13 protein-coding genes are annotated in these 12,616 nt (G+C 60.1%); 8 read left to right on the top strand and 5 right to left on the bottom strand.

Annotated features, from left to right (window positions below; all coding sequences use genetic code 11):
- The first annotated feature begins 1 nt into the window (after position 1).
- Together LOY22_RS19490 and LOY22_RS19485 are read left to right on the top strand one after the other, a co-directional pair.
- Complete coding sequence (locus LOY22_RS19490) at positions 2-1,129, top strand: glycosyltransferase family 4 protein (protein WP_258597833.1); 1,128 nt, start codon at positions 2-4, stop codon at positions 1,127-1,129.
- Positions 1,130-1,323: 194 nt separating this feature from the next.
- Positions 1,324-2,697 carry an undecaprenyl-phosphate glucose phosphotransferase gene (locus LOY22_RS19485; protein ID WP_082075420.1) on the top strand — a complete coding sequence of 458 codons (1,374 nt, stop codon included), beginning with the start codon at positions 1,324-1,326 and terminating at the stop codon, positions 2,695-2,697.
- A gap of 272 nt (positions 2,698-2,969) precedes the next feature.
- Here LOY22_RS19485 and LOY22_RS19480 read toward each other — a convergent pair whose 3' ends face one another.
- Positions 2,970-3,326, bottom strand: a complete 357-nt coding sequence (locus tag LOY22_RS19480) for a hypothetical protein (protein WP_258594511.1) — start codon at positions 3,324-3,326, stop codon at positions 2,970-2,972.
- Positions 3,327-3,339: 13 nt separating this feature from the next.
- On the opposite strand from LOY22_RS19480, the gene LOY22_RS19475 reads away from it, so the two are divergent.
- Complete coding sequence (locus LOY22_RS19475; protein WP_258594509.1) at positions 3,340-3,981, top strand: O-antigen ligase; 642 nt, start codon at positions 3,340-3,342, stop codon at positions 3,979-3,981.
- A 65-nt stretch (positions 3,982-4,046) separates the two neighbouring features.
- Here LOY22_RS19475 and LOY22_RS19470 read toward each other — a convergent pair whose 3' ends face one another.
- The gene (locus LOY22_RS19470) at positions 4,047-5,348 is read right to left on the bottom strand and encodes a right-handed parallel beta-helix repeat-containing protein (RefSeq protein WP_258594507.1); all 1,302 of its coding nucleotides are present in this window, start codon (positions 5,346-5,348) and stop codon (positions 4,047-4,049) included.
- Between the two features lie 220 nt (positions 5,349-5,568).
- Here LOY22_RS19470 and LOY22_RS19465 point away from each other — a divergent pair, with 220 nt between their 5' ends.
- Complete coding sequence (locus tag LOY22_RS19465; RefSeq protein ID WP_045195325.1) at positions 5,569-5,883, top strand: helix-hairpin-helix domain-containing protein; 315 nt, start codon at positions 5,569-5,571, stop codon at positions 5,881-5,883.
- Positions 5,884-6,034: 151 nt separating this feature from the next.
- Positions 6,035-6,829: an SDR family oxidoreductase gene (locus tag LOY22_RS19460; protein ID WP_093380462.1), complete on the top strand. Its 795-nt coding sequence runs from the start codon at positions 6,035-6,037 to the stop codon at positions 6,827-6,829.
- A gap of 30 nt (positions 6,830-6,859) precedes the next feature.
- On the opposite strand, the gene LOY22_RS19455 is transcribed toward LOY22_RS19460, so the two are convergent.
- The gene (locus LOY22_RS19455; protein WP_010224101.1) at positions 6,860-7,027 is read right to left on the bottom strand and encodes a DUF2897 family protein; all 168 of its coding nucleotides are present in this window, start codon (positions 7,025-7,027) and stop codon (positions 6,860-6,862) included.
- Positions 7,028-7,206: 179 nt separating this feature from the next.
- On the opposite strand from LOY22_RS19455, the gene pyrF reads away from it, so the two are divergent.
- Positions 7,207-7,908 carry an orotidine-5'-phosphate decarboxylase gene (gene pyrF, locus LOY22_RS19450; protein ID WP_038994059.1) on the top strand — a complete coding sequence of 234 codons (702 nt, stop codon included), beginning with the start codon at positions 7,207-7,209 and terminating at the stop codon, positions 7,906-7,908.
- Here pyrF and LOY22_RS19445 read toward each other — a convergent pair.
- Positions 7,898-8,902: an NADP-dependent oxidoreductase gene (locus LOY22_RS19445; protein WP_195884787.1), complete on the bottom strand. Its 1,005-nt coding sequence runs from the start codon at positions 8,900-8,902 to the stop codon at positions 7,898-7,900. The genes pyrF and LOY22_RS19445 overlap by 11 nt on opposite strands.
- 230 nt (positions 8,903-9,132) lie before the next feature.
- Here LOY22_RS19445 and LOY22_RS19440 point away from each other — a divergent pair, with 230 nt between their 5' ends.
- Positions 9,133-9,894 (top strand): SDR family oxidoreductase, encoded by a 762-nt coding sequence (locus LOY22_RS19440; protein WP_045195319.1) that lies wholly within the window; start codon positions 9,133-9,135, stop codon positions 9,892-9,894.
- Here LOY22_RS19440 and LOY22_RS19435 read toward each other — a convergent pair.
- Complete coding sequence (locus LOY22_RS19435) at positions 9,887-11,056, bottom strand: MFS transporter (protein ID WP_093380470.1); 1,170 nt, start codon at positions 11,054-11,056, stop codon at positions 9,887-9,889. The genes LOY22_RS19440 and LOY22_RS19435 overlap by 8 nt on opposite strands.
- Before the next feature lie 113 nt (positions 11,057-11,169).
- On the opposite strand from LOY22_RS19435, the gene LOY22_RS19430 reads away from it, so the two are divergent.
- Positions 11,170-12,567, top strand: coding sequence for a PLP-dependent aminotransferase family protein (locus LOY22_RS19430; RefSeq protein WP_258597831.1), 1,398 nt, complete (start codon positions 11,170-11,172; stop codon positions 12,565-12,567).
- The last annotated feature ends 49 nt before the right edge of the window (positions 12,568-12,616 follow it).

Genomic DNA, 12,616 nt, shown 5'->3' with positions numbered 1-12,616 from the left:
TATCAGGGTAGCGGTTGTTCATGATTGGCTGGTGACATTCGCAGGTGCAGAGAAGGTGTTGGCTGAAATTATCAGTCTCTGGCCTCAGGCAGATCTGTTCTCTGTGGTGGATTTCTTTTCTGACGCCGAGCGTAAAAAGATCGGTGGCAAAGTTGCCACGACGACCTTCATCCAGCGTCTTCCACAGGCCCGCAAGCGCTATCAACTGTACTTGCCGTTGATGCCACTGGCGATTGAACAACTGGACCTGTCGGGTTATGACCTGATCATCAGCAGCAGCCACGCGGTGGCCAAAGGGGTGATGACCGGCCCTGACCAGTTGCACATCTGTTATTGCCACTCACCGATCCGCTACGCCTGGGACCTGCAGAACCAGTACCTGATCGAGTCCAACAAGAGTGAAGGGCTCAAGAGCTGGCTGGCCCGTTACCTGCTGTTCAAAATTCGCAACTGGGACGCGCGCACGGCCAACAACGTCGAGCATTTCGTCTCCAACAGCAATTACATCGGCCGCCGTATCGGCAAGGTCTACAAACGTGAGGCGACCACCATCTACCCGGGGGTGGATGTTCAGGACTTTGCTTTCACGCCTGACAAGGAAGACTTCTACCTGACCGCTTCGCGCATGGTCCCCTATAAAAAAATGGACCTGATTGTCAGGGCCTTCAGTGCCATGCCCGACAAGAAACTGGTGGTGATCGGCGACGGGCCGCAGTTCGATAAAGTCACGCAGGCTGCCGGACCGAATGTGCAGGTGCTGGGGTATCAGCCTTTCGAGGTCCTGCGTGACCATATGCAGCGGTGTCGGGCATTTGTGTTCGCTGCCGAGGAGGACTTTGGCATCACCCCGGTCGAAGCCCAGGCTTGCGGCACGCCGGTCATTGCCTTCGGTAAGGGCGGTGCCCTCGAAACCGTCGTCGAGGGGAAAACCGGGATGTTTTTCTATGAGCAGACCGAGGCTGCGATTTGTGCCGCCATCAGCCAGTTTGAAAGCGCTGGGGATTTTGATCCGGCAAGCATTCGTGCGCATGCCGAACAATTTGCTCCCGAGATTTTTCGAGAGAGGTTCAAGCGTTTTGTCGATGACAAGTGCCAGACGTTTTTCGCTGGCTGGCGACACCATCAATAACGTGTGATGAAAGCTGGTGCTGTCGGGAGCAGACCAGCAGCCAGTCAACTTCGGGTTGGCTGCATCGATGGCGATCATGGGCAAAGAACCCAGGCGCCATAGGGCAATAACAAGCAACATTTTTATAGGACTTCCGGGGCGCGGCCAAGAGGCCGTCAGGCTCCGGAATGGGGGAGGATGTGTAGGGTATGGAACTGATCAATCGTTATCAGCCCACGTTTTCAGAGCGCTATCCGGTACCGTTCGTTGTAGCGTTGCTGGATATGTTGATTGTTATTGTGGCCTCCTTGCTTGCCCACGATTATCGATTTGCAACGTTTGACATGGCAGGCCGCTACAACACCACGACACTGCTGATCGCGGCGGTTGTTGTCCTGTGTATCACCTTTGGCGGCGGCTATGGATCGCAACGTGGCGTATCCATCTGGCGGCAACTGGGCATTCTTCTGGCGTGCTGGTGTCTTGCTGCGGGAATCTTGTTGTCGCTGTCATTCTTCTTGAAAGTGTCGGGTAATTACTCGCGGATATGGTTTTCTTCGACCTTGATTCTGGGCGCAGTATTCAGCCTGTCGTTTCGCGTGATCGTTTATCTGGTCCTGCGCCAGCTGCGATCTTCGGGGATGAACCTGAAGTCTGTTTTGCTGGTAGACACCGGTGGCGAAACGGCACGGCGCCTGAACCGTACACGCAAGTTGAACGAGTTTGGCTTCAAGGTGGCGACGTCCTTCAACTATCGGGCAGACGAAAGCTGGTTGGCCGAGCTGGTCGAACAAGTTGAAAGGCATGGGGCTCATGAAGTCTGGCTGTGCTTGCCGCTTAGCGAGGGCGGCGGTATTCAGGCGGTAATGTACGCCTTGAGGCATCACACGGTGGCAGTACGCTTCATTCCGGAGTGGGGCGATATCCGCTTGCTCAATCATCGTGTCAGCTACATTGCCGGGCTGTATTCGCTGGACTTGAGCTGCAGTCCGATCGACGGGCCGGCGCAGATCGTCAAGCGCCTGGAAGATCTGGTGGTCGGCGGCCTGATCAGTCTGATGATCCTGCCGGTATGTGCCGTCATCGGCATTGTGGTCAAGCTCAGCTCGCCTGGCCCGATGTTGTTCAAGCAGTACCGCACTGGGATCAATGGGGTGCGCTTCAAGGTGTACAAGTTCCGTTCGATGGTCGTCCACGATGACAAGGATGTAACCCAGGCGACGCGCAACGATATGCGTGTGACCAAAGTGGGCGCGTTCTTGCGGCGCACCAGCCTTGACGAACTGCCACAGTTCTTCAATGTCCTTCAGGGGCGCATGTCTCTGGTCGGGCCACGTCCTCATGCACTGGTACATAACGAGTATTACAAGGACCTGGTCGAGTCTTATATGCAGCGGCACAAAGTCAAGCCGGGTATCACCGGTTGGGCTCAGGTCAGCGGTTTTCGTGGTGAAACCGACACCCTCGAGAAGATGCAGAAGCGGGTGGAGCATGATCTCTGGTACATCGATAACTGGTCGCTGTGGCTGGACCTGAAGATCATTGCCAGCACCGTGTTCAAGGGGTTCATCAACAAAAATGCGTTCTAGAAGGCGGTTTGATGTGAGTGCTGACCATGGGTAGCTACTGGAATGATGACAATCGTTGGCGGTACCTGACAGGCTGGGTGTTGGCACTGGGCTTGTTTGTGCTGATCAGTGGCAAGGTATGGTTGACCTCAGGGAGCGCGCGTAACAGTCAGGTGTATTTCCTCTTGCTGTTGCCGGCCCTGGTGTATGCAATAGCCGCCATCGCAAGCAGAAAAGTGCGCATGCCTGGTTTGTGCTATTGGATCTGGTCGAGCTACCTGGTGTGGGTCGCCTTATCCGGTTTGTGGGCAACCGGTAGTGAGCGTGATGTTCTGGCGCTGGCCAAGCGCGGTGTGTTCATAGCCTTGTTCATGGCTGCGGTTCACATCCTCGTCAATGGGTCGCCCCAGGTCTTTCGCAAGGCGCTCTACGCTGCGGTCATCGTCGTTGCCCTGGGGGCATTGGCTACGTTGTTCTTTCAGTTCTATTGGCTGGACCGCCCCTTGCACTACCGAGCCTTTCGCCTGGATCGCCTGGGCATCGGCGACTTTGCCAATTATCGCTATCCGGTCGCTGCCGGCATGTTTCATGGCGCTATAGCCAGCTGGGCGTTTGCGCTTGCAGTCGATAGAAACAACTTCGTTGCGCAAGGCTGTTGCCTGGATGGCGGTGTTTCTGGTGCTTGCAGCTTATGTGCTGTTGACCTACGCGCGTGGCGCGTGGATCGGTTTAGCGGCGAGTTGTCTGGTGGCCATTTTGCTCCAGCGTTCAAAACTTGGGTGGTGGATTCTTGGTGCTGGTCTGCTAGTGTCCCTGGGCGTCGCGGTGATCTGGAAAGATCATGTACTCAACGAATTGTTGACGCGTCGTCTCTCCGGGCGTAGTCCCATCTGGGAGTATTTTTTCTCCAGTATGTCCGGCTCCTGGTTAGTCGGGCACGGGCTTGGTACTCCCTTCGCCTATCATTGGCCAGATGGCAAGACGGTGTCACCTCATGCACACAGTCTGTATTTGCAGCAAGTGTATGACAGCGGCCTGATCGCGCTGGGACTGCTATTGGCGGGGTTGGCCTGTGTATTTAAGAAAGCCTGGAGCATGCGCCGTGATCCGTTGATCTGCCTTACATTGCCCGCGCTGTGTTATGCACTGATCGTCATGCTGACGGATGTCGAGAGGATCTTCACCCGGCCGGGCGATTACTGGACCATAGTCTGGTTGCCATTGGCAGTGCTGCTTGCCGTTACTGATCAGGGCAAAAAACCGCGGAAGTTGCACAGGCAAAGAGTGATCGGCCCTCGTTGCTGATGCCTTCACTACATGAAAAAAGTCGCCCATGGGCGACTTTTTTCAAGGTCTCAAGGCGTCAGTATTCAGGCGTCACTGAAGGGTAAAGCTTGACCGCCATTGTCGGTCAGGTACTTGCCAACACTATTGTTGGCGTGACGAAGTACCGAGCCTTCACCGGTAACCCGTACTGAAATGCCACGGGTATTGTCTTCGCTGCAGTGTTCCATCCAGACGGTACGTGAGCCCTGAACACTAAAGTTGATCGAGTGTTCACTCAGGCTGTCTTCGCAATGCACGCCATACCACCAGGAGATCCCCTGGCTAGCGATACTGCCGCCGTCGGCGATGTTCGTGCCAAGCGACTGTCGAATGTCGCAGCCAAGAACTGCCGCCAGGCCGCCGTCGCTCATCGACATGCCATTTTTGCCACTGCGCTGATTGCCATGGGTGTCGATATCCCCGGCATAACGTACTTTAGTGTTGATGGCGATATGTTTAGGTTGCGCGTCATCTTTCTTGCGGGAACTGATGCCATGATCCCGACTGCGATAGATTTCACAGTTGTCGAGAACAACATAGCCGCCTTCGTTGGCGATACCTGAACCCGGGGAATACCAGAACGCGCAGTTCTTGAAGACCGCCTTGGACACCAGGCCAGAGGCATTCAGTACCCACGGCAGGACACCGAGGAACAATAGGTTTTCGAAATAGGCTTCACCGCCTTGTACGCGCATTGTAGTAGTGCCGGGCTGGCGATACACAATGCCGAGGATATCTTTCAGTGCGTTGACATTAGTTGCAAGTTTTTTGCTGACATAGAGCGTGCGTTCTTTCTGATCAAAGAACCAGCCTTCCTCGCCAGCCTGTTCCAGGTCGGCGAACTCGCGCAGCGGCTTTGGCCGGGAGTATTCGTCCAGCACATTCGATACAGTAACGGCCCGTGGATCGGAGCCGGCCGGAATCAACGCGCGATAAAACTTGCCGCCCTGGGCCCAGTCCAGCGCTTTGGGCTCAGGCCCCGGCGCGCGGATGACGGTCAGCTTGCTCAGGTCAAACGGGCCTTGGTTTGGATTGCTGGCGCCAATGAAACTGCGAGCACTGGCACCCGAGCCGTTGTCGATGCGGATCTGGAAAGGATCATGCGCGCCGGCTGCCAGCGACTCGGCATCGGCCGACGGCAGCATGGAAATCTTGTCCATGATCTTGGCCGCGTCTTTACTTACTGTAACGGTTCCATCGGCATTCAGGGCCAGCAAGTCAAACGGCAGCCAGTCCATGCCGGTTGGTGTTTTAAGTGCATTCGACGAACCCGAAACAATAACTTTCGTGGCGATCCCTGCCAGGGCAACCACGCCCAGGCCAACAATAAATTCCCTTCTACGCATTTGACTCCCCCTCACAAAGTGCGCGGGAGTTTACTACATCTGTTGTAGTGGGGCGCGTTTGCACAAGCGTTTGTGCTACAGCTACGCTCGAATACTGTTGAGACTTGTTTGGTAAAACAATCCGCTGTGGACACATTTGCGCCGACTCTCTTGCCGGTCTAGGTTTCGGTAGCAGCCAAGGAAATGCTGCTCTGCAAATTCATAGCCAAGGAGTTTCCCCATGCGCAACACCGTCCTGTCGTACCTCTTTCTGCCACTGTTTACTGCCGTCTCGCTTTCGGCAATGGCGGCGCAACCACAAGTCGAGCCGACGGCCGCCATGGTCACTTTGCCGGTTGCCAAGCTCGATTTGAACCAGGCCGATGCCACAACCCTGCAAACCACCCTGACCGGCATTGGCAAAACCAAAGCCGAAGCCATCGTCGCCTACCGTGATGAGCACGGCGCCTTCACCTCGGTGGATGAACTGCTCGAAATCAAGGGTATTGGCAAGGCACTGCTGGATCGCAATCGGGACAAGCTCACGGTCAATTGATCACCCACAGGGAAGGAGCCGGTCATTGACCGGCTTTTTCTTGGCTGTGCGATGCCTTTGGTCGGCTCGGGTTGATAAAATATTATGATCATAATATTTTTATCTGGCGCACTTGTTCCTCTCTTTCGTCGAGCCTTTGGAGATCACTGTCATGTCGAATTCTTCATTAACCACTACGGCACTGGTCACCGGTGCATCGTCAGGAATCGGTGCTGTCTACGCCGAGCGCCTGGCTGCACGCGGGCACGACCTGCTTCTGGTCGCACGGGACGGCCAACGCCTGCAGGCGCTGGCGAATGAGTTGCAGGCTCGTCATGGCGTAAGTGTCGAAGTGCTGACTGCGGACCTTGTCGAAGCCGCCGACCTTGCCCGGGTCGAGAAGCGTCTGCGTGACGACCACCGCATTGCGGTAGTGGTCAACAATGCTGGCATCGCCCTGCATGGCACCCTGGCGGAGGTTACCGCGCAACAGATCGATGCAGTGGTCGCACTCAACATCGTCGCTGTCACCCGCCTGGCTTCTGCTGCTGCGACACAGTTCGCCAACGCCGGCCGGGGGACCCTCATCAACATCGCTTCAGTCGTGGCCCTGGCGCCGGAAATGTTCAACGCCGTCTATAGCGCGAGCAAGGCCTATGTCCTGAGCCTGACCCAGACGCTGAGCGGTGAGTTGAAAGACAAGGGGATACAGGTTCAGGCTGTACTGCCCGGGGTGACCCGTACGGAAATCTTCGAGCGTTCAGGCCTTGACGTGAACCAGATCGACCCGCAGATGGTGATGGAAGTAGGGGAGATGGTTGACGCGGCACTGAGCGGGCTGGACCAGAACGAGCTGGTAACCATTCCTTCATTGCCGCAAGCGGCGGATTGGCAGGCGTATATCAAGGCGCGGGATGCGCTGGGGCCGAATCTTTCGCGCAGTTCGGCGGCGGCGCGCTACAAGTAACGCCGTGCGTTGCCGGGCCGTGCAGAAGGCTCAGCGATCCTGCGCATCCTTGGCATCCATCTCGGCATTGCGCTCATGCACACGTTTGAGCTGCTCCTCGGTCAGGGGCAGCTTTTTTGCGGTATCGCGCAGCAACATCAGACCACCGACGATGGAGCCGATTGCGAGCACCAGAATCAACCAGGCATACCAGGGCATGTAATTCTCCTTTTAAACAGCAAATGACACTGCTTCACTAAATTGGAGCCAAAGCATCATTCATTGGTTCAATTATAGGGGCAGGGGTGGGCCGCGGCCATTTCGCGATCATCGGCCCCCCACGGGCCGCCGCTTCGTTTACAATGCGCGCCGTTCAAGACTTGCCAAGAGACCCGCCCATGTCCGCCTGCCAGACGCCCATCATCGTCGCCCTGGATTTCCCTACCCGTGACGCCGCCCTGAAGCTGGCCGATCAGCTCGATCCTGCCCTGTGCCGGGTCAAGGTCGGCAAGGAGCTGTTCACCAGCAGCGCATCGGGCATTGTCGAAACCCTGGTCGAGAAGGGCTTCGAAGTGTTCCTCGACCTGAAGTTCCACGACATTCCCAACACCACCGCCATGGCCGTCAAGGCCGCCGCGGAGATGGGCGTGTGGATGGTCAACGTGCACTGCTCCGGTGGTCTGCGCATGATGTCGGCCTGCCGTGAGGTGCTGGCCCAGCGCAGCGGCCCGCAGCCGCTGCTGATCGGCGTGACGGTGCTGACCAGCATGGAGCGCGAAGACCTGGCCGGTATTGGCCTGGACATCGAGCCGCAGGAGCAGGTGCTACGCCTGGCGGCCCTGGCCGAGAAGGCCGGCATGGACGGCCTGGTGTGCTCTGCGCTGGAAGCGCCGGCACTGAAGGCTGCGCACCCGTCACTGCAACTGGTGACCCCGGGCATTCGCCCGGCCGGCAGCGCCCAGGACGACCAGCGCCGCATCCTGACCCCGCGCCAGGCCCTGGATGCCGGCTCCGACTACCTGGTGATCGGTCGCCCGATCAGCCAGGCCGCCGACCCTGCCCAGGCGCTGGCAGCAGTGGTCGCCGAGATCAGGGCTTAAGCACCAGCTTGCCGAAATTTTCCCCGCTGAACAGCTTCAACAGTGTCTCGGGGAAGGTTTCCAGGCCTTCGACCACATCCTCCTTGCTCTTCACCTTGCCGGTTGCCAGCCAGCCGGCGATCTCCTGTGCCGCCTTACCGTAGTTGGCGGCATGGTCCATGACCACGAAGCCTTCCATGCGTGCACGGTTGACCAACAGTGACAGGTAGTTGGCCGGGCCCTTGACCGCCTGCTTGTTGTTGTACTGGCTGATGGCGCCACAGATGATCACTCGCGCCTTGAAGTTCAGACGGCTGAGCACGGCATCGAGAATCTCGCCGCCGACGTTGTCGAAAAACACATCGACGCCTTTCGGGCATTCGCGCTTGAGGCCTTCCAGGACGTCCTCTGCCTTGTAGTCGATGACCCCGTCAAAGCCCAGTTCATCTTTAAGGTACTGGCACTTTTCGCTGCCGCCGGCGATACCCACTACACGACAGCCCTTGAGCCTGGCGATCTGCCCGGCAATGCTGCCGACCGCGCCCGCAGCACCGGAAATCACCACGGTATCGCCTTCTTTCGGGGTGCCGACGTCGAGCAGGGCGAAGTAGGCGGTCATGCCGGTCATGCCCAGCGCGGACAGGTAGCGCGGCAGCGGCGCCAGTTTCGGATCGATCTTGTAGAAGCCCTGGGGCTCGCCGACAAAATAGTCCTGGATACCCAGGGCGCCGTTGACGTGATCGCCGACGGCGTAGCCCGGGTGTTTCGAGGCAATCACCTCGCCGACGCCCAGGGCGCGCATCACCTGGCCCAGGGCCACTGGCGGGATATACGACTTGCCTTCGTTCATCCAGCCGCGCATGGCCGGGTCCAGGGATAGATACAGGTTTTTTACCAGGATCTGGCCTTCGCCAGGTTCGGCCACCGGCACCTGTTCGTAGCTGAAGTCGTCGCGGGTCACGGCGCCGGTCGGGCGTTTGGCGAGCAGGAAGCGGCGGTTGGTCTGGGCAGTCATGGCAAGGCTCTCGATTGAAGGGCAATGCTTGTTGATAGACCTTGTTTGGCCAGGCGGCAAGGTTTACCCGCCTGGCGAATGCACGGTAATCCACTGCGCTGATCGATCCTGGGGAAGACAATCACCCAGGCCGATAGTGCGCCAACCGGCGCCCTGATGATGCTGCCCAATGGCGCTGATCGCTGCCTAGACTCCTGATCACTGACCTCACTTTGTTGCAGGAGCTAGCGATGAGCATGCGTTTTTCTGGCCAGGTTGCCCTGGTCACCGGTGGTGCTGCGGGGATTGGCCGGGCGACGGCGCTGGCGTTTGCCGCCGAGGGGTTGAAAGTGGTGGTGGCCGACCTTGATGCCGTAGGTGGCGAAGGCACGGTCGAGCTGATCCGCAACAGCGGCGGCGAGGCGCTGTTCGTCAGTTGCAACGTCACCCGCGAGGCCGATGTGCGGCAGTTGATGGGGCGCACGGTCGAGGCTTACGGGCGCCTGGACTACGCCTTTAACAACGCCGGCATCGAGATCGAGCAGGGCCGCCTGGCCGAAGGCAGCGAGGCCGAGTTCGACGCGATCATGGGCGTCAACGTCAAGGGTGTGTGGTTGTGCATGAAGTACCAGTTGCCGTTGATGCTCGCCCAGGGCGGCGGCGCCATCGTCAATACGGCATCGGTGGCCGGCCTTGGCGCCGCGCCGAAGATGAGCATCTACAGCGCTTCCAAGCATGCGGTGATCGGCCTGAGCAAATCGGCGGCCATCGAGTACGCCAAGAAGAAGATTCGCGTCAACGCCGTGTGCCCGGCGGTGATCGATACCGACATGTTCCGCCGCGCCTATGAGGCCGACCCGCGCAAGGCCGAGTTCGCCGCCGCCATGCACCCGGTCGGGCGCATCGGCAAGGTCGAGGAGATCGCCAGTGCGGTGCTTTACCTGTGCAGCGATGGTGCGGCGTTTACAACGGGCCAGGCCCTGGCAGTCGATGGCGGCGCCACGGCTATTTGACGCCTGCCAGCGCAGGCAGAGCGAGCGCCTTGTGGCTGCGTGCCAGGGCCAGGCCCACCAGCAGGCAGCCAACCACTAACACCAGGCCGAACACCAGCAGGGCATTACCCGGGCCGAGGCGATCGACCAGCAGCCCGGTAAGGATGACTGGCAGGCTGAAGCCCATGTAGGCCAACAGGAAGAAGCCTGCGCTGGCGCGGGTTTTTTCCTCGCCCGCCAGGGTGTTCACCGCTGACAGCCCGCCCAGGTAAATAAAGCCATAACAGGCACTGCTGGCGGCGATGGTGCCCAGCAGCACTGCCGCCAGCGCGCCGCTGTCGGCGCCCCAGGCCAGCAGCGCGTAGCTGCAGGGCAAGATCACCAGGCCAATGGCCGTGGCCCGCACCGGCGCCAGGCGCTTGGCCAGGGGCTGGAACAACAACCCGCAACTGATCACGCAAAAGGTCGAGAACCCCGACCAGTTGGCCAGGCCATGCTGTTTGAGGATCGACGGCAGCAAGGCAATCACCAGGCCGACACAGGCCCAGGCCAGCAGAATTGCCAAACCGTAGGGCAGGCTGCCGGCCGGGTAGCAGGGCAGGCGCAACAGCGCGGCAGGTGGGGCCAGGCGCCGGTCGGGCAATTGCCATACCGCCAGCATCGCCAGGCAGGCCAGCGCCAGGTGCAGGTGGAAGCTGCCCGGGGTCAGGCTTGGGCCACTGAGCAGGAACAGGCTGGTCAGCGCCGCGCCGAGGCCAAAGCCCAGCGAAGTGCTGGCGGTGACCCAGGTGGCGGCATGGCGGTTGTCGCCGCCGTGCATCAGTTCGCCCATGTAGGCAGTGCCGGTGGCCGACGCCAGCGCAGTGCCGATGCCCAGCAGCAGGCGCGCCAGGCCCAGGGTCTTTAGCCCCGGCGCCAAGAGCATGAGCAAGGTGGCAAGCATCGACAGGGCCAGGGCGATGAGGATCAGCGGCCGCCGCCCGACCCGGTCGGCCAGGCCACCGAGCAACAGCAGTACCGGGATTACCCCCAGCACATACCCGCAGAAGGCCATGGCCGTGGCCCCGGCGCCCTCACCGGAAAGCTCGGCGTAAGCGGTGTACAGCGGTGCCTGCAGGTTGACCGCAAAGGTGATCAGGCACAGGGCGAAGGCCAGGAGGGCTGGGTGGCGCGGGGTGGGCATGGTTCGGCTCCTTGTCGATGGGCCGACTATCCGGTGATCGCCTGGGCGTCACAAGGCACACTGGCGAGGGTTTTGTGGTTAACTGTTCGGATAAAATCAGCGAACACTTTGCCATGCACCTGAGCCTCGATCGCCACTCCTCCCGCCCGCTCGTGCAGCAACTGAGTGAGCAATTGCAGGCCTGGATCGAACACCAGCGCCTGCGCCCGGGTAGCCGCTTGCCGTCGATTCGCCAACTGGCCCGCGAGCAGGGTGTCAGCCAGTCCTGCGTGATCGAAGCCTACGACCGGTTGGTGGCGGCGGGCTGGCTGCAGGCGCGCCATGGCGCCGGATTCTTCGTCGCCGAACAGCGCCTGCAGGCGCCGCTGGTTGATCAGCCGATCCATGACGAGGCCTTCGACAGCCGCTGGCAGCAGTTCACCGATGACCCCGGCGAGTTGCTCAAGCTCTGCTGTGGCTGGGTACCTTCCAGCTGGCGCGCTACCGAAGCCATTGCCCAGGCGCTGCGCCAGGTCAGCCGCGGCGCGGTCGAGGACTTGATCGACTATTGCCCGCCGCTGGGCTTGGCCAGCCTGCGTACCCAGCTGCACAAGGGCCTGGGGCAGATCGGCATCGACGCCGCGCCCGAGCAGATCCTCACCACCCAGGGCGCCAGCCATGCCCTCGATTTGCTGGTGCGCACGTTGCTCAAGCCCGGCGACAAGGTGCTGGTGGAAAGCCCGGGCTACTACAACCTCTACAGCCTGTTGCGCCAGCATCACGTCGACATGCTCGAAGTGCCGCGTACCCCGCAGGGGCCTGATCTGCAGGTGCTCGAGGCGCTGCTCAAGCAGCACCGGCCACGTTGCCTGTACATCAACAGCCTGTACCAGAACCCCACCGGCAGCAGCCTGTCGCCCAAGGTCGCCTATCGCTTGCTGGAGCTGGCACGCGAACATGACCTGCTGATCATCGAGGACGACATCTACGCGGACTTTCAGGACGGTGCGGTGACGCGTCTGGCAACCCTGGACGCTGAACAGCGGGTGATTTACCTGGCGAGCTTTTCCAAGACCCTGAGCAGTTCGCTGCGGGTTGGCTACCTGGTGGCCAGGGCGGAACTGGTTGCGCGCCTGGCGGAATTGAAAATGGTCAGTGGCCTGGGGACTTCGCGGTTTACCGAGCAGGTGGTGGCGCAAATGCTCGGCAACGGCAGCTACCGCAAAAGCACGGCGCGTCTGCGCCTGCGCCTGGCCCAGCACATGGCCAAGGCGCTGGGCCAACTGGAGGCCTATGGCTGGGAGGTGTTTACCGAGCCCTATGGCGGCATGTTTGTCTGGGCGCGCTGCCCGGGACGCAGTTTTGCCGAGCTCAGCCGCGAGGCCCAGGCCTGTTCGGTGCTGTTGGCGCCGGGCAGTGCCTTTGATCCCCAGGGCGCTGCCTGTGACTGGCTGCGGATTAATGTCGCCTATGCCCAGGACCAGCGCGCGCAGGCGTTCTTTCAGCGCGCCGGACGACCTCGGCAGTCCTGAAAACGACGCAACTGTAGCTTTTTGCCATTATTCCGACGCCGGGATCTTG

Origin of the sequence: Pseudomonas sp. B21-035 (assembly GCF_024748945.1) — a bacterium.
Lineage (GTDB): Bacteria > Pseudomonadota > Gammaproteobacteria > Pseudomonadales > Pseudomonadaceae > Aquipseudomonas.
This window is presented reverse-complemented; position numbering and strand designations above follow the sequence as displayed.

Coding starts and splice junctions, on each gene's coding strand:
- LOY22_RS19475 (WP_258594509.1), top strand. CDS start 3,340: ATGGCGGTGTTTCTGGTGCTTGCAGCTTATGTGCTGTTGACCTACGCG.
- LOY22_RS19470 (WP_258594507.1), bottom strand. CDS start 5,348: ATGCGTAGAAGGGAATTTATTGTTGGCCTGGGCGTGGTTGCCCTGGCA.
- LOY22_RS19465 (WP_045195325.1), top strand. CDS start 5,569: ATGCGCAACACCGTCCTGTCGTACCTCTTTCTGCCACTGTTTACTGCC.
- LOY22_RS19460 (WP_093380462.1), top strand. CDS start 6,035: ATGTCGAATTCTTCATTAACCACTACGGCACTGGTCACCGGTGCATCG.
- LOY22_RS19455 (WP_010224101.1), bottom strand. CDS start 7,027: ATGCCCTGGTATGCCTGGTTGATTCTGGTGCTCGCAATCGGCTCCATC.
- pyrF (WP_038994059.1), top strand. CDS start 7,207: ATGTCCGCCTGCCAGACGCCCATCATCGTCGCCCTGGATTTCCCTACC.
- LOY22_RS19445 (WP_195884787.1), bottom strand. CDS start 8,902: ATGACTGCCCAGACCAACCGCCGCTTCCTGCTCGCCAAACGCCCGACC.
- LOY22_RS19440 (WP_045195319.1), top strand. CDS start 9,133: ATGAGCATGCGTTTTTCTGGCCAGGTTGCCCTGGTCACCGGTGGTGCT.
- LOY22_RS19435 (WP_093380470.1), bottom strand. CDS start 11,056: ATGCCCACCCCGCGCCACCCAGCCCTCCTGGCCTTCGCCCTGTGCCTG.
- LOY22_RS19430 (WP_258597831.1), top strand. CDS start 11,170: ATGCACCTGAGCCTCGATCGCCACTCCTCCCGCCCGCTCGTGCAGCAA.